Genomic DNA, 25,111 nt, shown 5'->3' on the forward strand with positions numbered 1-25,111 from the left:
GCTGTACGCCGCCCAGCCGGGCAGGGATACCCCTATGGGGTATGCTGGACTCCCGAAACCCGAGGAGTAGACATCGTGCGCAACAGACACCGCATCCCCGTCCTCACCGCCGTCGGCATCACGGCCACCCTTGCGCTCGGCGCCTGTGGTGGGCACGACACCGGGGCGACCGCAGGCATGGACCACGGCTCGGTCGCCACCCACGCCGGGTCGCCGTCGGCGACCTCAGGGGCGTCGACGACCGGGTCGGCCCAGGCTCCGGGCGACGTGATGTTCGCCCAGATGATGATTCCCCACCACGAGCAGGCCGTCGAGATGGCGGACCTCGCGCTGGAGAAGGCGGGGACCTCGAGCGCCGTCAGGGACCTCGCCCGCCAGATCCGCGCCGCCCAGGCACCGGAGATCGCGACGATGACGGGCTGGCTCCAGGAGTGGGGAGCCCCCACGAGCGCCTCCGGTCACATGGACCACGGCGTGGACGGGATGATGACCGATGCCGACATGACGACGCTCGCCGACGCCGAGGGCGAGGCGTTCGACCGGCTGTGGCTCACGATGATGATCGCCCACCACGAGGGAGCCGTCACGATGAGCAGGACGGTGCTCTCGACGACCGCGGACCCCGACGTGCGAGCGCTCGCCCAGGCAGTCGTCGCCGGCCAGATGCGGGAGATCGCCACGATGCGTGCGCTGACGTCCTGACCGACGGTCGCGACCCTGGACAGGGGTGTCCGGTCGGGCCGGCATCTCGGGTACGACCTCCACATGACCGACGACTCCCCCGACCTCGAGCGGTTCGTGCGCGCCCAGGACGCGGGCGGCACCTACGCCGCCGCGCTCTCGGAGCTGCGGGCCGGCGCCAAGCGCGGTCACTGGATGTGGTTCATCCTTCCCCAGGTCAGCGGGCTGGGCAGGAGCGAGACTGCCAAGGCGTATGCCGTGTCGGGCCTTGGCGAGGCCCGCGCCTACCTGCGCCACCCGGTCCTCGGACCCCGACTGCGCGAGTGCGCGGACACGCTCGACGCCCTCGACACCGATGACCCGGTGCGCGTGCTCGGTCCCGTCGACGCGACCAAGCTGCGCTCGTCGATGACGCTCTTCGAGCTCGCTGCACGGGACGCGGAGGAGGCCGAGCCGTTCGCCCGCGTGCTCGAGCACTTCTTCGAGGGCCGCCGCGACGACGCGACGACCGGGATCCTCGGCTCGTGACCGACGACCCCGTCGAGGCCGACCTCGCCGACCAGCGGACCGACCAGCGGACCGACCAGCGGACCGACCAGCGGACCGACCAGCGGACCGACCAGCGGACCGACCGTGAGCCATCTGGTCGGGCCATGGGTGACGCAGCGGACGCGCCCGACCCGCGGCGCTGGAAGGCCCTGTGGGTGTGCCTCGTGGCCGGGTTCATGACGCTCCTCGACGTCAGCATCGTCAACGTGGCCCTTCCCTCGATCCAGACCGGGGTGGAGGCCACCCCGAGCGACCTGCAGTGGGTCGTGTCCGGCTACGCGCTCGCCTTCGGCCTGACCCTCGTGCCGGCGGGACGCCTGGGCGACGCGCTCGGCCGCCGCACCGTGTTCGTCGTCGGCGTCGTCCTCTTCGGGCTCGCGAGCCTGGCCTGCGGGATCGCGCCGAATGCCACCCTGCTCATCGTCGCCCGGCTGGTCCAGGGGGCGGCCGGCGGGATCCTCAACCCGCAGGTCTCGGGTCTGATCCAGCAGCTCTTCCGCGGCGCCGAGCGTGGCCGGGCGTTCGGCCTGCTCGGCGCGACCATCGGCATCTCCACGGCCGTGGGACCCGTCGTCGGCGGGGTCATCCTCGACGGCCTGGGCGAGCAGCGCGGCTGGCGGTGGATCTTCTTCGTCAACCTGCCGATCGCCGTGGTCGCGGTCGTCCTCGCGATGCGCTGGCTGCCCGACCCTCCGCCGCGCGACCCGAACCGGCACGTCGACGCCGACCCCCTCGGCGTGGTGCTGCTCGGCGCCGGCGTGCTCGGCATCCTGCTGCCCGTCGTCGAGGCCGGGCGTGGCGGCGCGGGTGTGCCGGGGTGGGTCGCCGTCATCGGCGGCGTCCTCCTCGTGGCCTTCCTCTGGTGGGAGCGCACCTACACGAGGCGCGGCCGGAGCCCACTCGTCGACCTGGCTCTCTTCCGCGTGCCCGGCTATGCCTCGGGCGCTGCGGTCGGCAGCATCTACTTCGGCGGCTTCACCGGCATCTTCTTCGTGCTGACGATCTTCTTCCAGCAGCAGCTCGGCTACTCGCCGCTGCTCGCCGGGCTGGCGGTCACCCCCTTCGCCGCCGGCTCGGCCGTGACCTCCGCGATCGGCGGGCGACTCGTCACTCGCTTCGAGAGGTCGCTCGTGACCGGCGGGCTGGCCGTGGTGCTCGTGGGCATCGTGGCGGTGGACGTCGTGCTCGGCGCGGTCCACGACGCCTCGCTCGGTTGGTGGCTCGCCGGACCCCTGCTCGTCGCCGGTCTCGGCAGCGGGCTGGTCATCTCGCCCAACATCACCCTCACCGTCGCCCAGGTCCCGGTCGAGCGAGCCGGCACCGCGGGCGGGCTCCTCCAGACCGGCCAACGCATCGGCACCGCAGCCGGGATCGCCCTCGTCGGAGCCGTCTTCTACTCGACGGCGGCGTCGGGTGGCGGCCTCGACGCGTCGACGGCCCTGCGCGTCACCGCGGGCCTCGTCGCGGTCGCCCTGCTCGCCAGCTCCCTCGACCTGCGCGGGCGCAGGCGGCGCGAACGGGCAGCGTCCACCCTCGGACGCTGATCCGGGATCCCGGCCGGGGCCTGTCCCGGCCTTACCACCTGCGTCCCGGATGAGCGCGGCATACCTCATCGTGAGCGACGGGTCACGCGGTCTGTCCGGCGTGTCCGGAGGTCGATGTCCTCGTTGACTGGGCAGTAGCCGGACAAATGGGTTAAATTGCCACACCCGCGTTCGCAGGTTCCCTGACGGCCTCTCTCCACGCGCACGGGATCACAACACCAGACCCCTCGCGCCCTGCCACCCTGCCTCGGCCCGGGTGGATCCCACCGATCCCCGTCTCGGAGAACCCATGAAGCACCCCACCCTTCCCCGACGCCTGCGCGGCCTCGGCCTGCTGCTGTCAGCGGTCGCCTCGCTCGCCATCGTGTCCGCCGTGGCCGCGCCGGCCACCGCCGGCGGGGGCGCCGCCGTGCCCCCGACCCCGACCGGCCTCCCGGTCGCGATCGAGGGCCTGTCGCCCTACGTCCCGCCGACGGGCTGCGACCTGCGCACCCGGACCGGCTCGGCGAAGCTCGCCTCGCTGATCCAGGCGACGTACGGCAACACGTACAGCCTCTCGCGCACCTGCACGTCGGCGACGACCCCGTCGTCGGAGCACTTCGACGGGCGTGCCATCGACACGTTCTTCAACGTGCGCAACGCCACCGAGCGCGCCGAGGCCAGCGCCCTGCTGACCTGGCTGCTGGCGTACGACAAGGCGGGCAACCGCTACGCCAACGCCCGGCGACTCGGCGTCATGTACATCATCTGGAACGACAAGATGTGGAGCTCCTACCGCCCCTCGGAGGGATGGCGCCCGTACAGCAACTGCGCCGACACGCCCTCGTCGGCGTACGACACGGCCTGTCACCGCAACCACGTCCACCTCAGCCTTTCGTGGGAGGGCGCGAACGGGCGCACCTCGTTCTGGACCAAGGCGGTCGCGCCGGTCGACTGGGGCCCCTGCCGACCCGCGGACCTCAACTGGTCCGAGGGCCAGGCGGCACCCAACCCGTGGCGCTGCCCGACCTACGCCGTCGTCAAGGCTCCGTCCGGCGCGAGCACCTTGCTCAAGCAGCTCGTCCCTCGCTCGGGCATGGTCCTGCGTCCGGGCATGTCCGGGCCCGCGGTGACGACGCTGCAGCAGGCCATCGGGGTGTCCCCGGCGACCGGCACCTTCGCCTCGGTCACGACGAGCCGCCTCAAGACGTGGCAGACCGCACACGGTCTCGGCGCCACGGGCATCACCTACCCGTCGACCTGGCGGGCCCTGCTCGCTGCCCACGGCATGCACTGACGAAAGGCCTGGCCCCTAGGGGCCCCGCCGGACGCCATCCGGCACCGGACGTCCTTCCGCGTCGCTCAGGCGGCGCGGGAGGACGGCGTCGCGTAGGCGGAGTCGACCGCCGAACGGACCCGGCTGTGCGGCCACGTGACGGCGATGAGGGTGATGAGGCAGAGGCACACGGCCGCACAGATGGTGACCGCGCGATAGGCGCTCGAGTGCTGAGCCACCCATCCGGCGGCGAGGTAGGAGAGGCCGGCCGCGGCGATCGAGACGGACCCCGCCAGGCTGAAGATGCGACCCCGCAGGGCCGGCTCCGTGACGAGGGCGAACGTCGCCTGCAGCGGCACCATGAACGCCTGCATCATGCCGGACACGAAGAAGAGCAGCGCGACGAGCCAGATCGGCGGCTGGAGAGCAGTCAGCAGCAGCGGCAGCGGCATGAGGAGCGCGAGCGGCACGATCGACCGGTTCTGCTGGTGCACGTCACGGCGGCCGATGAGGACGATGCCGACGACGGCCCCCACGATCGGGGAGGCCATGAGCACGCCGCCCCAGCCGTTCTGCCCCGCGATCGGCAGGGCCAGCGCCTCGGGAGCGACGATGCCGAGGCACGCGACGGCACTCAGGGTCACGAGTCGCGCGAGGACCGGGTGGCGCGCGAGGTCGCCCGCGGCCGTCGTGAGGTCGCGGGCGAAGCCGCGCAGGCCACGACCCCGCTCGCCCGAGACGGGCCTGAGCTCGACGACGAAGAGCGTCACGAGTGCCGCGACGACGAACGTCAGCAGGTCGAAGAGCAGCCCCGTCTCGGGACCGACGAGCACGATGAGCCCACCGCCGACGGCCAGGCCGATCGCCTGGTTGAACTGCTCGGACATCGCCCCGAGTCCCACGGCCCGGGCGTAGAGGTGGCGATCCTCGAAGAGGTCCGTGACGAGCACCATGTAGGACGCCGTCGACGCCCCGCCGATGAGCTCGAGCCCGAAGAGCACGAGAAACATCAACCAGAGGCTCGACCCCTGCAGGACGAGCCACATCAGACCCAGGACGCACGCGGCCCGCAACAGGTGCGACCAGATGAGGACCCACTTGTAGGGGAACCGGTCGACGACGGGACCGATCAGGCTGCGCCCGAAGAAGGTGGGCACGAGGCTGACCGCGAGCGTCGTGGCCGTCGCGAGCGGCGAGGACGTGCGCTCGTAGACGACGGCCGCGATCGTGACGCGCGCGATGTAGTCGCCCCACATCGAGAGGGCGTTGGCCAGGAACACCGGCAGGTACCGCGGAACCCGGAGGACGGCGGCGTAGGTCGGCGCGCTGTCGCCCTGCACCTGGCTCGGATTCACGTGACGACGCTACCCCGAGGTGGGGTGTCGTAAAAGTTGAAATCAGTGGCGTGCCGGGAGCGTCGGGCCACCCGGCGCCACAGCTCGGCGAGGGCTGATCCCTCGCCCGCCGGCCGACCCATGATCCGGCCGATCCCGTCGAGGTCTCGCAGGTCCGACGGGACGCTGTCGATGGCCCTCCCCCGCCACAGCACACCGGCGTTGCGCATGAGCGCGCCGAGACGCCAGGCCTCGCGCAGCGCCACGACGTCCTCGGTCGCGACCAGGCCCTCGGACTCGAGCGCCGCGAGCCCGGCCATCGTGCCGGTGACCCGGAGGGCCGGGTGCGCGTGGGCGTGCTCGAGCTGGTGCAGCTGGACGACCCACTCGACGTCGGTCAGGCCGCCGCGGCCCAGCTTGATGTGGGTGCGCGGGTCGGCGCCCCGCGGCAGGCGTTCGCTCTCGACCCTCGCCTTGAGGGTGCGGATGTCACGCACCTGGCTGTCGTCGAGGCCGCCCTCGGGCCACCGCAACGGGTCGATGAGCTCGAGGAAGGCCTCGGCCAGCGACGACGGCCCCGCGATCGGGGTGGCGCGCAGGAGCGCCTGGAACTCCCACGTGAGGGCCCATCGCTCGTAGTACGTGCGGAACGAGTCGACGCTGCGCACGAGCGGGCCGCCCTTGCCCTCGGGACGCAGGTCGGGGTCGAGCCCGAGCGCCGGGTCGGGGCCCGAGCCGGAGAGGAGCTTGCGCAGCTCCTGCACCACGAGGGTCGCGCGGGCCTGGACGTCCTTCTCCGACGAGCCGGGGTGCGGCTGGTGGACGAACATGACGTCGGCGTCGCTGGCGTAGCCGAGCTCCCGGCCACCGAGACTGCCCATGGCGACGACGAGGATGTCACCCCCGACAGGCTCACCTTCACGCCGCTCCACCTCGCGGGTGGCCGCCTCGAGGGCGACCTGGATCGTCGAACCGGTGAGGTCGGTCAGGGCCGCCCCGACACCGGGCAGGTCGATGACCCCGACGAGGTCCCCCATGACGATGCGGAGCAGCTCGTGGCGCCGGATCGCGCGGACCGCGGCCACGGCGTCCGCGGCCGAGTCGCGCCGACCGGCCGCCGACTGCATCGTCGCCGTGATGGCCTCGCGCGTGCGCGGGGTCAGCCCGTTGTCGTCGCCGAGGATCGAGACGCTCTCCGGCGAGCGGACGAGCAGGTCCGCGGCGTAGCGGCTGCGCGCGAGGCAGTGCGCGAGACGGTCGGCAGCACGTCCCTCGTCGCGGAGCATCTTGAGGTACCAGTGGGTCGAGCCGAGCTCGTCGGAGACGCGACGGAAGGACAGGAGCCCGGCGTCGGGGTCGGCCTCGTCGGCGAACCAGCCGAGCATGACCGGCAGCAGCGTGCGCTGGATGGCGGCGCGACGGCTGACACCCGTCGTCAGGGCCTCGATGTGCCGCAGGGCGCCGGCCGGGTCGCGGAAGCCGAGGGCGAGGAGCCGCTGTCGGGCAGCCTCGGGACTGAGTCGTGCCTCGGTCGGGCTGAGCTTCGCGGCGGCGGCGAGCAGCGGGCGGTAGAAGAGCCGCTCGTGGAGCCGGCGCACCTCCCGGGCCGACGCCTGGCGGTCGGCCACGACGGCCCGCTCCGGGTGCGTGCGGTGGCCCATCGCCCGACCCAGCCGGCGCAGGTCCGCCTCCGTCACCGGCATGAGGTGCGTGCGGCGCAGCCGGTGCAGCTGGATGCGGTGCTCGAGGCAGCGCAGGTGGCGGTAGGCCCGGTCGAGGATGGCGGCGTCGTCACGGCCCACGTAGCCGCCGCGGGCCAGCGCCGCGAGGGCCTCGAGCGTCGTCGCGGACCGCAGGCTCGGGTCGGTGCGCCCGTGCACGAGCTGGAGCAGCTGCACGCTGAACTCGACGTCGCGCAGGCCCCCCGGACCGAGCTTGAGCTGGCGCGCTGCCTCGTTGGCGGGCACGTGCTGCTCGACGCGGCGCCGCATCGCCTGGACGTCCTCGACGAACTTGTCCCGTCCGGCCGCCTCCCACACCATGGGCGAGATCTCCGCCTTGTAGCGCAGCCCGATCTCCTTGTCGCCCGCCGAGACCCACGCCTTGAGCAGCGCCTGGAACTCCCACGTCTTGGCCCAGCGCTCGTAGTAGGCCTTGTGGCTGCTGATGGTGCGCACGAGCGGGCCCTGCTTGCCCTCGGGGCGCAGCGCGGCGTCGACCGGCCACAGGCTGCCCTCGGGCGTGGGCGTCGAGCACGCCCGCATGACGGCGGTCGCGAGGGCCGTGCCGACCCGCAGCGCGAGGTCCTCGTCGGCGCCGTCGGCCGGCTCCGCGACGAAGATGACGTCGACGTCGCTGACGTAGTTGAGCTCGCCACCGCCCGTCTTGCCCATCCCGATGACGGCGAGACGGCATACCTCGTGGCCTTCGCCGTACTCCTCCCTCGCGATGGCGAGGGCGGCCTCCAAGGCGGCCTCCGCCAGCTCGGCGAGGGCCTCGCCGACGGCGGGCATCTCGGCGAGCGGGTCGGGGGCGGTGACGTCGAGGGCGGCGATCCGCAGCAGCCCGCGGCGGTAGGCGATGCGCAGGGCGTCGAGCGGCGTGCGGTCCCCGCGCTCGTCGGTCACGGCGTGCACGAGGTCGCTGCGCACCTGCTCGCCCGTGCGGCGCTCGGCACGCGCGGCGTCGACCCAGTGCTCCGGGTGTCGCACCAGCTCGTCGACGAGTGCCGTCGAGGCCCCGAGCACGCCGAGGACGCGGTCGCGCCCGACACCGGGCGTGGCGAGCTCGGCGGCGAAGGCCGAGATGCCCCACCCGGGCGGGTCACCGAGTGCGGCGAGGGACTCCGCGACCCGGACCAGCCCGAGCAGGCACTGGTCGGGGTCGGCGGTGTCGCCCATGACGGCGGCGAGGGGGTCGAGCTGGCCGTCCTCGAAGGCCGCCCGGATCGGCAGCAGCGCGCGGTCGTCAATGAGCCCGACGCCGCGGTCGGGGTCGGCGAAACCGAGCCGGGCCAGGGCTCCCTCGGTCGTGCTGGTGCGTGATGACATCGGTGTCGAATCGCTCGGTCTTCGGTCAGGGAGGGTGGGGCCCGTCCGGTCAGAGTCGCGGCAGGTAGCGGTCGAGCTCGAAGCGGCTGATCTCGTGACGGTAGTCGAGCCACTCCTGGCGCTTGTTGCGCAGGAAGAAGTCGAAGACGTGCTCGCCGAGGACGTCGGCCACCAGCTCGCTCTCCTCCATGACCTCGAGCGCCCGCCCCAGCGAGGACGGCAGCGGCTTGATGCCCATGGCGCGGCGCTCGGAGTCGGTGAGGCTCCAGACGTCGTCCTCGGTCTCGGGAGGGAGCTCGTAGCCCCCGTCGATGCCCTTGAGGCCCGCCCCGAGCAGGACCGCGAAGGCGAGGTAGGGGTTGCAGGCGGCGTCGAGCGAGCGGACCTCGACGCGCGTCGACTGGCCCTTGTTGGGCTTGTGCATCGGCACCCGGACGAGCGCGGAACGGTTGTTGTGGCCCCACGTGAGGTGGGCCGGAGCCTCTCCCCCGCCCCAGAGGCGCTTGTAGGAGTTGACCCACTGGTTCGTCACGGCGGCGATCTCGGCCCCGTGGCGCAGCAGGCCGGCGATGAACTGCCGCCCCACCTTGCTCAGCTGGTAGGGGGCGCCGGCCTCGAAGAAGGCGTTCGAGTCGCCCTCGAAGAGCGAGAGGTGCGTGTGCATCCCCGACCCGGGGTGCTCGGAGAACGGCTTGGGCATGAAGGTCGCGTAGATCCCCTGCGTCAGGGCGACCTCCTTGACGACCGTCCGGAAGGTCTGGATGTTGTCGGCCGTGCTGAGCGCGTCGGCGTAGCGCAGGTCGATCTCGTTCTGGCCCGGGGCGCCCTCGTGGTGGCTGAACTCGACCGAGATGCCCATGTTCTCGAGCATCGTGATCGCGGCGCGGCGGAAGTCGTGGCCGGTGCCGTGCGGCACGTGGTCGAAGTAGCCGGCGTCGTCGACCGGGACGGGCCGCCCGTCAGGGCCGCGTCCCTGCTCGAGGAGGAAGAACTCGATCTCGGGGTGGGTGTAGAAGGTGAAGCCGAGGTCCGCGGCCTTGCCGAGGGCCCGCTGGAGCACGTGCCGCGGGTCGGCGAAGCTCGGCGTGCCGTCAGGCAGCTGGAGGTCGCAGAACATCCGCGCCGTGCCGGGAGGGTCGCCGCGCCAGGGCAGGATCTGGAAGGTCGACGGGTCGGGCTTGGCCAGCATGTCGGCCTCGTAGACGCGCGCGAAACCCTCGATCGCCGAACCGTCGAAGCCGATGCCCTCGGCGAAGGCCCCCTCGAGCTCGGCCGGGGCGACCGCCACCGACTTCAGGGTGCCGAGGACGTCCGTGAACCACAGACGGACGAACCGGATGTCTCGCTCTTCGATCGTGCGCAGCACGAACTCTTCCTGACGGTTCATGTGTCGATCCTGCCGCATGGCTGTTTCACGGATGTTGCGACACACGATCTTTGGGACGAGAGCCCTGTCGTATGCCGCCGGGCGGGCACGCGAAGGGCCCCCGGGACATGTCCCGGGGGCCCGACGCGCTCATGACCTCGCGGTCACGGGGTGTGTCACTTGAACGCGACCTTGACCTGCAGCTCGTTGCCGCCGTCACGCGTCTTCGTCACGGTCATCGTCGTGCCCGAGCCGGCCACCTTGGTGGAGGCCCACGGGTTCGCCGCGGACCAGTAGCGGTCGGCGACCGAGTCGTCGAACGTCGGCAGGGCCGGCGAGGACGGGACCGTCGTCGCGACACCGTTGCGGTGGAAGGTCACCGCGTCGGTGGCCTCCTGCCCGAAGGTGGCGTCGAAGGGCTGGCGACGGTTGCCCAGCATCGTCGAGGTGCCGTCGGCGTTGGCGAGCATGATCGGCGCCGGGCGGGCGTCGACCGGGAGGACCTCGCCACCGCCCGGGTGGTCCTTGGTGTTGTTGTCGGCGTACTCACCGTTGGCGTACCAGACGAGCATGCCGTTCTGGTAGGGGAAGCGCTCCACCCAGTCGGGCTTCGTCGTGCCCCAGCCGAAGTTGTACGGGCCGGTCTTCAGCGTCTCGTCGTAACCGCTGTAGACGCGGTTCTCGGCGAAGTAGAAGTCCTGGACCTGCTTGGCCGTCGTGCCGCTCGTGATCGAGAAGCCCTTGGCCGTCCACGCACCCGCACCGGCCTCGACGTCGTCGACCGCACCGGCCACACCGTCGGTGGTCACCGAGATGTCGTCGACGAAGGCCTCGCTCGCGACGCCACCGTCGGTGGCGACGCGGAACCGGAACTGGACGCTCTGGCCCTTGTAGGCCGAGAGGTCCCACGACTTCTGCGTCCAGTCGAAGACGTTGTTGAGCGGGGCACCGATCTGCGTCCACGTGGCGCCGTTGTCGGTCGACACCTCGCCGTACATGTAGTCGTAGTCCTTCTCGAGGTTGCCCTGGACCCAGGCGCTGATCGAGGCAGAGGTCTTGGCGCCGGTCAGGTCGACGGTGCGTGCGAGCGTCGCGTTGAGGTTGTCACCGAAGCCGCTCCACCACTCGGCCTTGCCGGAGTGGGGCGTGTTGCGCGTCGTCGTGACCGTGCGCTCGGGCAGCGGGACGACGAGGGCCTGGACGGAGCCGCTCTTCGTCGAGAGGTCGGCCTGGCTCAGCTTGACCGAGGTGTCCTCGCCGAAGGGGACCGTCTTGTAGTCGAGCCAGCCGAGCTGGAGCTTCTCCCACGGTCCCATGTAGCCGGGCGTCGTGCCGATCGAGTCGGGACCGTGGTTGAGCCACGAGCCACCGCTCATGAGCGTCCAGAACGCGGTGCTGTTGTCGCCACCGTTGGTGTCGTAGAGGTCGGGCAGACCGAGGTCGTGGCCGAACTCGTGCGCGAAGACGCCGAGGCCGCCGTTCTCGGGCTCGGTCGTGTAGTCACCGATCCACATGCCGGTGTCACCGAGAGGCACACCGCCGGCCTTGTTGTTGGCGGGACCCGTGGAGCCGGCGCTCGTGGAGTAGGCGTACCAGCGGTGCGACCAGATCGCGTCGGTGCCCTGGGCACCGCCACCGGCCTCCTCGCCCTCTCCGGCGTGGATCGCCTGGAAGTGGTCGATGTAGCCGTCGGGCTCGTTGAAGTCGCCGTCGCCGTCGTAGTCGTAGCGGTCGACCTTGTCGAACTGCGCGAGGTACGCCTTGATCTCGGCGGGCGTCTTGCCGGCCGCGACCTGCGAGTCGTACCAGGCCTTGGCGGTGTCGCGCACGAACGGCCAGTAGGTCGAGCTCTGGGCGAAACCGTTGGAGCCGTAGCGGGCCTCGTTGAAGGGGACCTTCACCCAGTCGGAGACGTCGCCCTTGGCGAGGAAGCGGCCGTTGGACTGCTTGAGGTAGAAGTCGCGGAAGGACTCGCCCTCGCCGAACATCATCTGCTGGTAGTGCTCGCGGTTGAAGTCCGAGAGCCAGTACGTCGAGTTGTCGTCGGTCTTGTCGCCGTCCCAGTTGCGGTCGGGTGCCGCGATCTGGTTGTGCAGCGGCCCGGGAGTGCCCTTGGTGCTGGCGTTCACCTGGTCGCCGAACTCGACGAGGATCGTGAAGATGTCCTCCTCGCGGTTCACGGGGTAGTTGACGTACTTCGACTTGCCGGCCTTGCCGTTCTTGGCGGTGGTCTTGACCTCGATCACGCGGTTGCCGTTGATCGTCTTGGTCGTGGCCTCGCCCTTGAGCAGCTTGGTGACGGCTGCCTTCGTCTCCGCGGCCTGGGCCTCGGCGAGGGGATTGGGCAGGTTGTCGGGCTGCGAGGCCTGGGCTGCTGCGGGGTCACCGCTCACCGGGGCCTTCGCGAGGGGGGTTGCCTGAGCCTGCATCGGTGCGCTGAGCCCGGTGACGACGAGCGCCCCCACAGCCAGCCCCGAGACAGCACTCCAATGGCGCTTGTTCACGATCTGTCCTCCTGGTCACTAGGCACCGCAATTCCGGCACCTCGCGTATAAGAACACAGAACACAGACAATCTGGCGTCCGCTGCCAGACAAATCGAAAAAACTTGTGCCACAAGGCAGTTCATCGCAAGAAACGTAAAATCTTTGTATAGAGACACCCCTCAACCCTTCCCAGACGCCCGTGCGTCGGGTATAGAACCCCATCTGTCACAGAGGCATCTGGGCGACGGTGCCGACCACCTGGGGCCTCCCCCGAGGCGCCGATATGCTCCCGGGATGAGCGCAGACGCCCCCGAGGAGCAGAGTCCCTACGGTTCCGGCAGCCGGGCGCAGGACGCCCCCGCGGGTGCGAGCGCCGCTCCGTCCCCCCGCAAGGTGCGCATCCCGCACCTGCACGCGCTCAAGGCCGAGGGACGCCGCTGGGCGATGCTCACGGCATACGACATGTATGCGGCGCAGATCTTCGACGAGGCCGGGATCCCCGTGCTCCTCGTCGGCGACTCGGCCGGCAACAACGTCTACGGCTACGAGACGACCGTGCCCGTCACGCTCGACGAGATGATCCCGCTCGTCCGGGCCGTGTCGAACGCCACTCGTCGCGCGCTCGTCGTCGCCGACCTGCCCTTCGGCTCCTACGGCGGGTCGGTCGAGCAGGGCTTCGCGAGCGCCGTGCGCCTCATGAAGGAGGGCCTGGCCCACGCCGTCAAGCTCGAGGGCGGCACGGCCATGGTGCCGCTCGTCAAGGCTCTCACCGACGCCGGCATCCCGGTCATGGCCCACGTCGGCTTCACGCCGCAGAGCGAGCACCAGCTCGGCGGCTACCGCGTGCAGGGGCGCGGCGACGCGGCCGACGCGCTCGTCGACGAGGCGCGGGCACTGCAGGACGCCGGCGCCTTCGCCGTCGTCCTCGAGATGGTCCCGGCCCCCGTCGCGGCCCGGGTCACCGAGGTGCTGAGCATCCCGACGATCGGCATCGGCGCCGGCAGCGGCACCGACGCCCAGGTGCTCGTGTGGAGCGACTTCGCAGGCCTGCGCAGCGGCAAGGCACCGCGGTTCGTCAAGAAGTACGCCGACCTGCGCGGCACGCTGCTCGACGCCGCCCGGGCGTATGCCGCCGACGTGGAGTCGGGCGCATTCCCCGACGCCGAGCACTCCTTCGAGTCCTGAGACGACGCCGCCCGACCGGTCGGGACCGGTCGGGCGGAGCGTGGTGTGGTGTGGGGTGGGGCGGGTTGCCGCGCTCAGGCGTCGCTGTCGCCGCCCGCGGCCGAGCCGCCGCGCTGGTTCCAGTCGCGGTCCTCGGAGTCCCACTGCTCGGTCTTCTTGTGGGCGGTCTCGAGGGCCGCCTGCGCCTCCGCCTCGGTGGCGTACGGCCCGAGCACCTGCTCACCGCGGCTGCGGTTCTCGTCGGTCTCGACCTGACCCGTGTCGACGTTGTACCAGAAGCTCACGTGCGCACTCCTTCTCTCTTCGGACTCTTCCGACCTGCCATCCGGCTCGAGCGGGTCCGCGTCGTGAACGCCCCTCGTGGACGGCACCCGCTGACGACCTAGACTCCACCGTATGCCGTTGCTCCAGCCGCGGGTGTCAGCGCACCCCCTCAGTCCGCGACGACCGGTGCCCGCCTCGATCGAGCGGCCGCACTACGTCGACGTGCCCAACCCGCGCGAGGACGGCGACCTGCGCATCAAGGACACCGAGACCATCGAGAAGATGCGCATCGCCTCGCGCATCGCGGCCACGGCCATGGTCGAGGCGTCCAGGGCCATCGCGCCCGGGGTCACCACCGACGAGCTCGACGCAATCGCCCACGAGTACATGCTCGACCACGGCGCCTACCCCTCGCCCCTGGGCTACAAGGGCTTCCCGAAGTCGGTGTGCACGAGCGTCAACGAGGTGATCTGCCACGGCATCCCCGACGCGCGGCCCCTCGAGGACGGCGACATCGTCAACATCGACGTCACGGCCTTCATCCACGGCGTCCACGGCGACACCGACGCGACCTACCTCGTCGGCGACGTCGACGAGGAGTCCCGTCTCCTCGTCGAGCGCACCCACGAGGCGATGATGCGCGGCATCCGGGCCGCCCGTCCCGGCCGCGAGATCAACGTCATCGGCCGGGTCATCGAGAGCTACGCCAAGCGCTTCGGCTACGGCGTCGTTCGCGACTTCACCGGGCACGGCATCGGGCTCGAGTTCCACTCCGGGCTCATCGTCCCGCACTACGACGCCGCTCCCCACTACGAGACCGTCATCGAGCCCGGCATGACGTTCACCATCGAGCCGATGCTCAACCTCGGCACGCCGGAGTGGGACATGTGGGACGACCGGTGGACCGTCGTGACGCGCGACCGCAAGCGGTCGGCCCAGTTCGAGCACACGATCCTCATCACCGACGACGGCTTCGAGATCCTCACCCTGCCCGAGGGCGACGCCGCCCCCTGAGCCGGCCGGCCACCCACGTCGCACCACTCGCACCACGTCGCACCCACGGCAGCATCTGAGCGCACCGCGTCACCCCCGCACCACCAGCTGACACCCCACGACCACGTCCTCGACAAGGAAGTACGGACCATGGCCAAGCACGGCAAGCCCCTCGGCATCGACATCGGCGGCAGCGGCATCAAGGGCGCGCCCGTCGACCTCAAGGCCGGCGACCTGGCCGGCAAGCGGCTGAAGATCCTGACGCCGAAGCCGGCCACGCCCGACGCCGTGGCCGAGGTCGTCGACCAGATCGTCGACCACTTCGCCGACGTGACGGGCGACTCCCCCATCGGCGTGACCGTGCCGGCGGTCGTCATCCGCGGCACCGTGCTCTCGGCGGCCAACATCGACCCGTCGTGGATCAACACCGACGCCGAGGCCCTCATCAAGGAGCACACGGGTCGCGCGGTGACCGTCCTCAACGACGCCGATGCCGCCGGTCTCGCCGAGATGTACTACGGGGCCGCCAAGGGGGTGCAGGGCCTCGTCATCCTCACGACCCTCGGCACCGGCATCGGCACCGCCCTGATCCATGAGGGGCGGCTCGTGCCGAACTCCGAGCTGGGTCACCTCGAGATCGACGGCTACGACGCCGAGGACCGGGCCGCGTCGTCCGTCAAGGACTCCGAGGGCCTCTCGTGGGACGAGTACGCCGAGCGCCTCCAGACCTACTACGACACCATCGAGAAGCTCTTCTCCCCCGACCTCATCATCGTCGGCGGCGGCATCTCCAAGGACAGCGACGACTTCCTGCCGAAGCTCAAGCTGCGCTGCCCCATCGTCCCGGCTCAGCTGCGCAACCAAGCCGGCATCATCGGCGCCGCCCACCTCGCCGTCGACCTCGCCTAGCGCTCGAGGCCGCGCTGGCCGGCCGGTCCGGCACACGCTTCGGTGCACGGGCTCGGGTCAGGGCTGGGCCTACGAGCGCCGCAGCGCCGAGAGCAGCTCCGGGGCACGCTGCTCGTAGAGCCGTGCACCGACGCCGACGCCGACGACGCCGACGACACCGCCGAGCAGGAGCCCGACGACGCCGGCCGCCCAGCCCGCTGCGACGGACCCCTGCCAGGCCCACCAGGCGAGCAGGATCGTCGGCGATGCGAGCAGCAGCGTGCCGAGGCTGGCCATCGACTGGGCCGCGATGGTGATCCCGGCGGCGCCCGGTGGCGCGTTGAAGGGGCTCTCGCCTGACTCGGGCACGGGATAGGGCAGCACGACGCTCATGACGCTCGACACGGCATACCCCGCTCCGAGCAGGGCCACCGACAGACCGAGCGCGGCCGGCAGGAGGTCCCAGCGGTGGGCGACCGCGACCCCGACGACGACGTACACGGGCACGAGGACCGTGGCGAGGAGGACGTCGGGCAGCAGGCGCCCCCGCCGGTCGTCGCGGCCAGAGGTGCCGGAGACGACGTGCAGCCAGAGCGCGTCGGACTCGTAGGCGACGGCGTTGTGCTCGCTCCAGCCGAGGAGGAACGCGACGAGCGGGCCCATGAGCAGCGGCGTCCATGTCACGTCGCCGGTGACGAACGGGATGAGCAGGGCGAGCGGGACGATCGGGGTCATGGCCATGCTGATCTGGTAGCGGGGGTCCCGACGCCAGTAGGTCAGAACCCGTGCCGCGATGGCGCCGAGCGGCGTGCCGGGCAGCCGGCCCAGCAGGCCGAGGTCGTCGCCCACAGAGGTGCCCGAGTCGGACCGCGAGACCGCGCGCGGGTTGTCGACCTCGTCACGGAGCACCCGGGACCACAGCGAGAAGACGACGACGAGCAGTCCTGCGGCCAGGGCCAGGCGCACCAGCCCGATCGCCGTGTCGCCCGCCGCGACGTCACCCGGGGCGGCCCACGCCCAGCCGAGCGGCGACCAGCCGACGACGGCTGCGGCGGTCGTGGCAACGTCGCGCAAATCCGCGCCGAGGTTGGCCACCACGGAGATGGCCGGCCCGATGACGATGAGCAGGAGCAGCCCCAGGACCGCGATGACGTCACGGCCCCGACGGCTCGAGATCGCATGGGTCATGATCGCGGACACCCAGCGGCTCGTCGTGATCGCCGTAAGCAGACCGACCGCCGTCGCGACGACGGCGACCGCGGTCGAGGCCACGGTGTGGGACCACGCGACGACGACCCCGGCCGACAGCACCATGGACGCGATCGCCGGCAGGCCGACGAGCGCAGCGGCCACGAGGCCGACCGCCAGGTCGCGGTGCGGGACGGCGAAAGTGGCGAAGCGCCCTGGGTCGAGCGTCGGGTCGGAGCCGAAGGAGAAGAGCGGCACGACGGTCCAGAGCACGATGCCGGCGGCGCCCGCGAGCGGGATGACGACGCGCGCCGCGTCGAGCGACTGGCGGAACGAGGCGAGGATGACGGCGAGCCCGGCCACGAGGACAGCGAAGTAGACGATGCCGACGACGGCACCGATGGCCTGGGCCCGGCTGCGCCGGAAGATGTTGCGCAGCAGGGTGAGCTTCAGTCGGACGAGGTGCGCAACCACGAGAGCCCCACCACCTCGGTCGACCCGCCGACGAGGTCGACGAACCGCTCCTCCAACGACCGGCCACCCCGGACGTCCTCGAGCGGGCCGGCGGCGAGGACGAGCCCGTCCGAGATGACGGCGACGTGCGTGCAGATGCGCTCGACGAGGTCCATGACGTGGCTCGAGAGCACGACCGTGCCTCCGGACTCGACGAAGCCGGAGAGGATCCGACGGATCGTCGCGGCCGAGATCGGGTCGACGGCCTCGAACGGCTCGTCGAGCACGAGCACGCGCGGCGCGTGGACGAGCGCCGACGCGAGCGTGACCTTCTTCGTCATGCCTGCCGAGTAGTCGACGACGAGCTTGCCCTGCGCCTCGGAGAGGCCCAGGGCGGCGACGAGCTCGGACGCCCGCTCCGACGCGAGCTCACGCGACATCCCCCGGAGCAGACCGGCATACGTGATGAGCTGGAGACCGGTCAGGCGGTCGAAGAGCTTGAGCCCGTCGGGGAGCACGCCGATGAGCCGCTTGGCGGCGACGGGGTCGTCCCAGACGTCGCGGCCCAGGACGAACGCCTGACCGGCGTCCGGACGAAGCAGGCCCGTGACCATCGACAGCGTCGTCGTCTTGCCGGCGCCGTTGGGCCCGACGAGCCCGAAGAACGAGCCGCGCGGCACGTCGAGGTCGATCCCCTTGACGGCGATGAGGTCACCGAAGCGCTTGCCCAGCCCGCGCAACGCGATCGCCGGCCCTTCGGTCGGGTCGCCTTGCGGTGCAGGCAGATCGGTCACGTCGCTCATGTCACTCCCCCGAGATCGAGCGTCAGAAGGTCGCCGACTCGGCGTCGCGCAGCGGGGTGTACGTGAGGCCGTCGACACCGGAGAACTGCTCGATGTGGCCGGAGTACATCCGGTGCCCGACGTCGCTGAGCAGCGCGTCGTGGATGGGGATGAAGACCTTCGGGGCGATGCGCCCGACGAAGGCGATGGAGTCCCGGCTCGCGGCCCACGGGGCGTTGAGAGGGTGGGCGAGGACGTCGACCTGCCCGGGCTCGCCGTCGTAGGCGTCGCCCGGGTGGAAGAGGGAGGGCTCGCCGTCGGCCCGCAGGACGACACCGACGTTGGGGATGCGCGGCATCGACGCGTGGTTGAACGCGTGCAGCTCGCCGACCGGGCTCACCGTGACGTCGCCGACGGCGAAGTCCTCGCCCTGCCGCGACGGCACCGCCGCCAGACCCTCGTCGCGCAGCTTCTCGGCCGTGAGGGGGTCGGTGTGCACCGTGGCGCCGGGGTTGGAGCGGATCAGGGCACTGACGCGCTCGGGGTCGAAGTGGTCGGCGTGGTTGTGGGTCACGAGGATTGCGTCGAGGCCGGTGAGCTCCTCGAAGCCCGTCGAGAAGCTGCCCGGGTCGATGAGGATGCGACGGTCCGCGGTCTCGACGAGGAGGCAGGCATGTCCGAGGTGAGTCACGCGCATGCCACCACCCTAATCACGGTCCCCGCCGCCCGAACCGCGAGACACAGCGCACACCCGCGAACATCCCTCTGCACGCGTCATGGCCGGATGACAGACTCACCGCAGGACCGGTCGCTCCCAGGACCGGCACGTGCGGGCGTGGCTGGATCGGGGTGACGGCGGGTGGACACCGTGGAGCATGACGAGGACCTCCGCCTGCTCCGGGCCTACGAGCCCGTCGTGCGGCTCACCCGCGGCGAGTACTTCCTGCCGGTCGCCGTCGACGCCTACGTGACGCACGCGAGCCTCATCCGCAACGAGGCGGGGTCGGCCACGGTCGTCGCTCCGCCCGGGACGCTCGACCTGGCCTCCCTCGCCGCCCACGGCACGGACCACGACGGGCCCGGGCTGTCGCTGTCGGGCATCACCGAGCCGCGGTCGTTCGTCGAGCGCCTGCGGAGGGCGCTCCCGGGTGCCCGACCGAGCTTCCGGGCCGGGAGCAGGCTGGCGCAGGTCGGCCTGCTGGGCCGGACCATCGACACGCTCAGCCGGCTGTCGCTGCTGCTCCGCGGCTCGGTGCCCGGCGGCAGCGCCGCGACCGCGTATGCCGTCCAGCAGGAGCACCTCTCCCCCGACCGCCCGACCTACTACGGCCGCGTCGTGCGCAGCGACGGCTGGGTCGTGTGCCAGTACTGGTTCTTCTACGCCTTCAACAACTGGCGATCCGGCTTCTCCGGGGTCAACGAGCACGAGGCCGACTGGGAACAGGTGACAATCTTCCTCGACGGCACGGGGACGCTCGGCGACGACGGCCTGCCACCACCACGCTGGGTCGTCTTCAGCGCCCACGACGAGACGGGCGACGACCTCCGTCGCCGGTGGGACGACCCCGACCTCGAGACGGTCGACGGCCGCCACCCCGTCGTCTTCGCCGGCGCCGGATCCCATTCGGGCGCCTACCTGCCCGGCGACTACCTCATCACCGTCGCTCCACCGTCCTGGGGCGGCGTCATCCCCGCCGTGCGTCGTCTCGCCAAGCTCTTCGCCCCGTGGGCGCGCGCGGCCCAGGGCGCCGGGCTCGGCATCCCGTACATCGACTACGCACGCGGCGACGGGCCGTCGATCGGCCCCTCGGCCGAGCTGGCCTGGAGTCCCGTCGTCATCGACGACAGGACCGCGTGGGTGCGCGACTACCGCGGGCTCTGGGGACACGACACGAAGGACCGGTTCGGCGGCGAGCGCGGGCCCGCCGGCCCGCGCTACGAGCGCGACGCCACGGTCCGGCTGTCCTGGGGCGACCCGGTGGGCTGGGCCGCGCTCGCCAAGGTCGCCCCGAGCCCCGAAGCCGAGGCCGCCCTCGTCGCCGACCGCATCGACGAGATCGACCAGCAGCTCGCCGACCTGACGGAGCAGGCCGACGCCAAGGTCCACGCCCTGACGACGCGCGCAGCCGGACTCGGTCCGGACAGCCCCGACGTGCGCGGTCTCGCACCCGAGGAGCGCGAGCTCACGGCGGTGCGGATGAAGGCGGTTCGCCTGCGCGACGAGCGGTCCCGCATGGAGCGCGCCCTCCGCGACGGGCTCCCCACGGCCTCGCCGCACGCGCACCTGTCCCACCGTCGGACGCCGATCGCCGCGAGCGAGCGCTCCCGAAACCGGCTGCTCGCGGTCTGGGCCGTCGTCAGCACGCCCCTCGTCCTCTACCTCGTCGCAGGCTTCTTCAAGCCCGAGGTGACCGACCGGCCGCTGGGTGCACTCGTGGTCATCACCCTCGTCCTCGGCGTCGAAGCCTTCGCCCGCGGCTACCTCCTCGCCTACGTCCTGCGCCTCGTCGCGCTCACGGTGGTGCTGTCCCTGCTCTCCGACTTCGCCGGGAACTGGCAGCTGGTCAGCTACTGGGTACTCGTGTCGGTGGCCGTGATCGTGCTCGTCGTCAACCTCCGGGACGTCCTGCGGCGGTAGGCACGGAGCGACGCCGTCGCTGCACCGGAGCCTCGGCCGCCACCAGGTCTCTCAGGGGCTCTCGGGGATCTCAGGCGTCGATGCTCGACATGTCGCCGTAGCGTGCGCCCTGCACGGCAGCCCGGGGCACGGCGGCGTCGATCGCTGCACGGTCGTCGGCGGTGAGCTGCACGGAGGCGGCCCCGACGTTCTCCTCGAGGTAGCGCAGCCGCTTGGTGCCGGGAATCGGCACGACGTCGTCGCCCTGGGCGAGGACCCAGGCGAGGGCGAGCTGCCCGGCGGTCGCGCCCTTCGACGCGGCGATGTCGCGCACCCGCGCGACGAGGGCCAGGTTGGACTCGAGGGCCTCGCCCTGGAAGCGCGGGAAGTAGGCGGTGCGCCGCGAGTCGCCGGCCTCGAGGTCGTCGGGCGAGGTGATGACGCCGGTGAGGATGCCGCGACCGAGGGGCGAGTAGGACACGAGGCCGATGCCGAGCTCGCGCAGCGTCGGGAGGATCTCGTCCTCGACGTCGCGGGTGAAGAGGGAGTACTCCGTCTGCAGCGCCGTGATCGGGTGGACGGCGTGCGCGCGCCGGATGGTCGAGGACGAGGCCTCCGAGAGCCCGAGGTGGCCGACCTTGCCCGCCTCGACGAGCTCGGACATCGCGCCGACGGTCTCCTCGATCGGGACGGTCGGGTCGACGCGGTGCTGGTAGTAGAGGTCGATGTGGTCGACGCCGAGCCGCTGGAGGGAGGCGTCGGCGGCACGGCGGACGTAGTCGGGCCGGCCGTTGATGCCGAGACGGGTGCCGTCCTCGGCCCGCTCGTTGCCGAACTTCGTCGCGAGCACGACGCCGTCGCGGCGGCCGTCGAGGGCGCGTCCGAGGAGCCTCTCGTTGGTGAACGGCCCGTACATGTCGGCCGTGTCGAGGAAGGTGACGCCGAGGTCGAGCGCTCGGTGGATGGTCGCGACGGCGTCGGACTCGTCACCCGTGCCGTAGAACTCGGACATCCCCATGCAGCCGAGGCCGATGGTCGAGACGGTCAGGGGCGACGCCGTGCCCAGGGTGCGCGTGCCGAGCGGTGCTCGGGCTCCGGCGGGGGCGGTGGTCTCGGGGTTCTGGGTCATGCGTTCGAGTCAAACCCTTCGAGCGCGCTCGAAGTCAAGCCGCCTGCCACGAGGGCTCAGGCGTCGGCGCGTTCGAGCGTGGACTGGTAGATCCCGATCTTGTTGTCGATGGCGCCGAGGTGCTCGGTGACCTCGGCCAGCTGCGCCAGCACCCTCGCCCGATGGTTCTGCAGCAGCGCCAGGCGCTCGGTCTCGTTGCCGTCGCCCGAACGACACAGGGCGGCATACGCCTTCACCTCGCGGATCGGCATCCCCGTGGCGCGCAGGCGCGTCAGCATCCGGACCCACGTCAGGTGGTGCTCGGTGTAGACGCGGTGGCCCGAGCTCGTGCGGCCGACGCCGCGCAGCATCAGCCCGTCGCGCTCGTAGTAGCGAAGCGTGTGCGTGGTGAGGCCGGTGCGCTCGGACGCCTCGGCGATGGTCAGGCCCTGGGGCGGTGCGATGGCGGTCACGGACCCATGCTGACGCTTCGAGCGCGCTCGAAGTCAAGTGGGAGGGCGACTGTCGCGTTCACGACCGCCTGACACGGGCCTGCACACGGTCACCCGGAGCAGCCGCCGGCGACGACGGCCGACGCCGCGGGCGGGGGCGAGCCGCCGCTCCTGCGCGGCGGGCCACGTCCAGCACTCCCAGCCGGGGCCGGGTCTCCCGGCGCATCCGTCGCGGCTCACCGCGCGGCCCTCGGGACCGCGTCCGCGGGACGAGGAGGTATGCGTGGGGCCGGTGCCCGGGTCACGGCGGCGTCGGGCGGGAGATCGGTCTCGAGCAGGGTGGGTGCCGGCACAGGTCGCTCCTCTCTCCTCGGCGGACGACCGACCGGGCGGGTCCCCCGACCCCGGCCCGGTCGGGGACGACCGCGCTGGACGCGGACCTCGTGGCCGCGTGCTCTGGGAACGACCCGACACCCCCGGGGGTTACGCGCCGGCCGCCGACGTCAGTGACCCGGCTCCCCGTGTCGTCGCAGCCGGGACCACAGCCCCGACGAGGACGGAGGCAGTCGTAGCGACCCCGTGTCACCGGGGACCACCGCCGTCTCGCGGGCGGACTCGAGCTCGGCGACGGCCCGCAGCGAGTCGCTGATGAGCGAGCCGTAGACCGGCCACTGCTCGGGGTCCTCGAGCGGCGTCGTGCGCACCTCCTCGCGCAGCGACGTGAGGACCTCCCGGGCCCTCGTCGTGCCGGCGTCGAACGCGGCCGTCGCGTCGTCGTCGTGCCGACCCAGCTGGGAGACGGCCTGCGCCATGGCCTCGAGCGCGTCGGCATACTCCCCGAGGAAGGTGTCGGACGGGGCCGGTCGTCGACGTCGCTCGTCCGCCGCGTCGACGAGGGTGCGTCCGATGCCCGTGACCTCCCAGACCGTGCGACGCAGGGTCGTGACCGTGCGCTCGTAGCCGTCCCAGTCCACGTCTGCGGGGCGGAGGTTGTCGCGCAGGTTGTAGCGCGTGCTCTCGCGCCCGGTCCGGATGTCGTCGACGACGTACGGCGCCTTGTCGCCGATCTCGCCGCCGCGGCGGTACCACCGACGCGCCGACTCGGCGTCCCAGTCCCCGCGGAGCCCGGTGGCCATCTCCTCGAGGAGCTCGCGCACCTGTCGCGCGAGCGCCGACACCCGCTGACGGGGCTTGGTCAGGTGCAGCGGTGCGAACACGATCGCGTTGGTCGCCACGCCGATGATGCCGCCCGCGACGGTCTCGACGATCGTCAGGTAGGTGAACTGCTCGTCGGTTCCGCCGGCGGTGATGAGCGACAGGAGCACCATGGCCGGCACCTGGATGCCGTGCTCCCCGAGGCGGGACCACCGACCGATGACGAGCGCGACGAGGATGACCCCGAACATCGTCCACCACGTGACGCCGAAGACGGTCGCCACGACCCACGCGACACTGAGCCCGAGCACGACGGCTGCGATCCGCTGGGCGCTGGCCGAGATCGACCGCACCATGGTGCGGTCCACGACGAGCAGGGCTGCCATCGGCGCGTAGAACGGGACCGGGCTGTCCAGCACCCGCACGGCGAACTGCCAGGCCAGGACGGTCGCCACCGCGGCCTTGACGAGCAGGAGCAGCGCGTCGCGCTCGGGACCGGGCTGCTGGAACGCCCGTCGCAGGGCGCGCACCCGCTGCCTCGCGTCGTCACGCCACTGGCTCATCCGCGGAGCCCCTCACGCGGCGGCGCGCCACCCGGCACCGAAGGCGCCGTCCCGGACGCCTCGCGCCGCCCGGCGGGGCCGATCACGAAGACCTGCGCTGCGACGCCTCTTCGACGGCCCGCTTGTCGATGTCGTCCATGGCGCGGGTGTCGCGCGGCTCCGCGAACGGTTCGAGGTCCTCCGGGACGCCCTCGGCGATCGCGCGGCTCCGGTCGAGCTCGGCGTTGACCTCGGCGCCCAGCAGGATCGCGATGTTCGTCAGCCACAGCCAGACGAGGAAGATGACGACACCGGCGAGGGACCCGTAGGTCTTGTTGTACGACGAGAACAGGGCGACGTAGACCGCGAAGAGCCCCGAGACGACGAGCCAGATGAGCACGGCGATGACGCCGCCGGGGCTGACCCACTTGACGCCTCCCTGCTTCGCGTTGGGACTGGCCCAGAAGAGGACGGCGAAGAGCACGGAGACGAGGACGAGCAGCACGGGCCACTTCAGCACGCCCCACACGAGGAGAGCCGTGTCACCGGCGCCGATGAGGTTGCCGACCTGCTCGGCCACCGGCCCGCTGACGACGACGATCACCGCGCTGGCGACCATGACGACGACGGCGAAGAGGGTCACCCCGACACGGATCGGAACGGTCTTCCAGAGCGGACGGCCCTCCGGGATGTCGTAGATGACGTTGGAGGCCCGCATGAACGCCGAGACGTAGCCGGACGCCGACCAGAGGGCCACGAGCAGGCCGAGGACCGCCCCGAAGCCGGCGCTCGTCCGGTTCGCCTGTGCCTGGGCGATGAGCGTGCGCACGAAGTCCGCGCTCGACCCGGGTGCGATGGCCTGGACCTGGCTGATGACCTCCGCCGTGGCGTTGCGCCCCATGAGTCCGAGCGCGGCGACGAGCACGGCGAGCGCCGGGGCGATCGAGAGCAGGCCGTAGTACGTCAACGACGCCGCGAGATCGGTGAGGTTGTCCCGCTTGAACTCGACCCGGGCACGCTTGAGGGCTGCGACGAGGGAGGAGCGGGGCAGGTCGGCGGGACTGTCCGGCTCCGCGGACGTCCTCGTGCCGGGGTCTGTGCCATCAGGACTGCCGTCCGGGCTGCTGTCGGGGGCGTCGTCGGGGGTGCCGGACTGCGCCTGGCCGCGGCTGCTGCGTGAGGGGTCGCTTGCGGGTGCCATTCCCTGCCCGTACCCAATG

The 25,111-nt window shown here is 71.6% G+C and carries 20 protein-coding genes; 8 read left to right on the top strand and 12 right to left on the bottom strand.

Going from position 1 to position 25,111, the window contains the following annotated elements; all coding sequences use genetic code 11:
- The first annotated feature begins 75 nt into the window (after positions 1–75).
- The 4 genes from ACSSS0_RS01440 to ACSSS0_RS01455 all read left to right on the top strand — a co-directional run bounded on the left by ACSSS0_RS01440 (position 76) and on the right by ACSSS0_RS01455 (position 4,050).
- Complete coding sequence (locus ACSSS0_RS01440) at positions 76–702, top strand: DUF305 domain-containing protein (protein ID WP_487229773.1); 627 nt, start codon at positions 76–78, stop codon at positions 700–702.
- 63 nt (positions 703–765) lie between these two features.
- A complete protein-coding gene (locus tag ACSSS0_RS01445; RefSeq protein ID WP_487229774.1) occupies positions 766–1,209 on the top strand; it encodes a DUF1810 domain-containing protein in 444 nt (147 codons plus the stop codon).
- A complete protein-coding gene (locus ACSSS0_RS01450) occupies positions 1,206–2,774 on the top strand; it encodes an MFS transporter (protein WP_487229775.1) in 1,569 nt (522 codons plus the stop codon). The genes ACSSS0_RS01445 and ACSSS0_RS01450 overlap by 4 nt, the downstream gene beginning before the upstream one ends.
- A gap of 289 nt (positions 2,775–3,063) precedes the next feature.
- Complete coding sequence (locus tag ACSSS0_RS01455) at positions 3,064–4,050, top strand: peptidoglycan-binding domain-containing protein (protein ID WP_487229776.1); 987 nt, start codon at positions 3,064–3,066, stop codon at positions 4,048–4,050.
- 65 nt (positions 4,051–4,115) lie between these two features.
- On the opposite strand, the gene ACSSS0_RS01460 is transcribed toward ACSSS0_RS01455, so the two are convergent.
- From ACSSS0_RS01460 to ACSSS0_RS01475, 4 genes are all read right to left on the bottom strand, one after another.
- Positions 4,116–5,384, bottom strand: a complete 1,269-nt coding sequence (locus ACSSS0_RS01460) for an MFS transporter (RefSeq protein ID WP_487229777.1) — start codon at positions 5,382–5,384, stop codon at positions 4,116–4,118.
- The gene (locus tag ACSSS0_RS01465; RefSeq protein WP_487229778.1) at positions 5,381–8,413 is read right to left on the bottom strand and encodes a bifunctional [glutamine synthetase] adenylyltransferase/[glutamine synthetase]-adenylyl-L-tyrosine phosphorylase; all 3,033 of its coding nucleotides are present in this window, start codon (positions 8,411–8,413) and stop codon (positions 5,381–5,383) included. Before ACSSS0_RS01465 ends, ACSSS0_RS01460 begins: the two co-directional genes overlap by 4 nt.
- 49 nt (positions 8,414–8,462) lie before the next feature.
- Complete coding sequence (gene glnA, locus ACSSS0_RS01470) at positions 8,463–9,800, bottom strand: type I glutamate--ammonia ligase (protein ID WP_487229779.1); 1,338 nt, start codon at positions 9,798–9,800, stop codon at positions 8,463–8,465.
- A gap of 155 nt (positions 9,801–9,955) precedes the next feature.
- Entirely contained in the window at positions 9,956–12,283 is a 2,328-nt protein-coding gene (locus tag ACSSS0_RS01475; RefSeq protein WP_487229780.1) for an immune inhibitor A domain-containing protein, read from the bottom strand.
- 275 nt (positions 12,284–12,558) lie between these two features.
- On the opposite strand from ACSSS0_RS01475, the gene panB reads away from it, so the two are divergent.
- Positions 12,559–13,449, top strand: coding sequence for a 3-methyl-2-oxobutanoate hydroxymethyltransferase (panB, locus tag ACSSS0_RS01480; protein ID WP_487229781.1), 891 nt, complete (start codon positions 12,559–12,561; stop codon positions 13,447–13,449).
- Positions 13,450–13,523: 74 nt separating this feature from the next.
- Here panB and ACSSS0_RS01485 read toward each other — a convergent pair whose 3' ends face one another.
- Positions 13,524–13,733 (bottom strand): methionine aminopeptidase, encoded by a 210-nt coding sequence (locus ACSSS0_RS01485; protein WP_487229782.1) that lies wholly within the window; start codon positions 13,731–13,733, stop codon positions 13,524–13,526.
- A 112-nt stretch (positions 13,734–13,845) separates the two neighbouring features.
- Between ACSSS0_RS01485 and map the strand changes: the two genes are divergently transcribed.
- Complete coding sequence (gene map / locus ACSSS0_RS01490; protein ID WP_435985698.1) at positions 13,846–14,727, top strand: type I methionyl aminopeptidase; 882 nt, start codon at positions 13,846–13,848, stop codon at positions 14,725–14,727.
- A 129-nt stretch (positions 14,728–14,856) separates the two neighbouring features.
- Positions 14,857–15,615, top strand: a complete 759-nt coding sequence (gene ppgK, locus ACSSS0_RS01495; protein ID WP_487229783.1) for a polyphosphate--glucose phosphotransferase — start codon at positions 14,857–14,859, stop codon at positions 15,613–15,615.
- Positions 15,616–15,684: 69 nt separating this feature from the next.
- Here the strand turns inward: ppgK and ACSSS0_RS01500 are convergent, their stop codons facing one another.
- Genes ACSSS0_RS01500 through ACSSS0_RS01510 form a run of 3 tightly spaced genes read right to left on the bottom strand, consistent with a single transcriptional unit; the run spans position 15,685 to position 18,714 of the window.
- Entirely contained in the window at positions 15,685–17,256 is a 1,572-nt protein-coding gene (locus ACSSS0_RS01500; RefSeq protein WP_487229784.1) for a hypothetical protein, read from the bottom strand.
- Positions 17,232–18,038: an ABC transporter ATP-binding protein gene (locus ACSSS0_RS01505; RefSeq protein ID WP_487229785.1), complete on the bottom strand. Its 807-nt coding sequence runs from the start codon at positions 18,036–18,038 to the stop codon at positions 17,232–17,234. The genes ACSSS0_RS01500 and ACSSS0_RS01505 overlap by 25 nt, the downstream gene beginning before the upstream one ends.
- Before the next feature lie 22 nt (positions 18,039–18,060).
- Positions 18,061–18,714, bottom strand: coding sequence for an MBL fold metallo-hydrolase (locus ACSSS0_RS01510; RefSeq protein WP_487229786.1), 654 nt, complete (start codon positions 18,712–18,714; stop codon positions 18,061–18,063).
- Positions 18,715–18,885: 171 nt separating this feature from the next.
- On the opposite strand from ACSSS0_RS01510, the gene ACSSS0_RS01515 reads away from it, so the two are divergent.
- Complete coding sequence (locus ACSSS0_RS01515) at positions 18,886–20,655, top strand: hypothetical protein (protein ID WP_487229787.1); 1,770 nt, start codon at positions 18,886–18,888, stop codon at positions 20,653–20,655.
- 70 nt (positions 20,656–20,725) lie between these two features.
- Here ACSSS0_RS01515 and ACSSS0_RS01520 read toward each other — a convergent pair whose 3' ends face one another.
- From ACSSS0_RS01520 to ACSSS0_RS01535, 4 genes are all read right to left on the bottom strand, one after another.
- Complete coding sequence (locus ACSSS0_RS01520) at positions 20,726–21,763, bottom strand: aldo/keto reductase (protein ID WP_487229788.1); 1,038 nt, start codon at positions 21,761–21,763, stop codon at positions 20,726–20,728.
- A 56-nt stretch (positions 21,764–21,819) separates the two neighbouring features.
- Entirely contained in the window at positions 21,820–22,215 is a 396-nt protein-coding gene (locus tag ACSSS0_RS01525) for a MerR family transcriptional regulator (protein ID WP_487229789.1), read from the bottom strand.
- Between the two features lie 482 nt (positions 22,216–22,697).
- Positions 22,698–23,912 (bottom strand): FUSC family protein, encoded by a 1,215-nt coding sequence (locus ACSSS0_RS01530; protein ID WP_487229790.1) that lies wholly within the window; start codon positions 23,910–23,912, stop codon positions 22,698–22,700.
- Positions 23,913–23,994: 82 nt separating this feature from the next.
- Positions 23,995–25,092, bottom strand: coding sequence for a YihY/virulence factor BrkB family protein (locus tag ACSSS0_RS01535; protein WP_487229791.1), 1,098 nt, complete (start codon positions 25,090–25,092; stop codon positions 23,995–23,997).
- Positions 25,093–25,111: the final 19 nt, after the last annotated feature.

It is taken from the genome of Terrabacter sp. R4-6 (genome assembly GCF_057529065.1).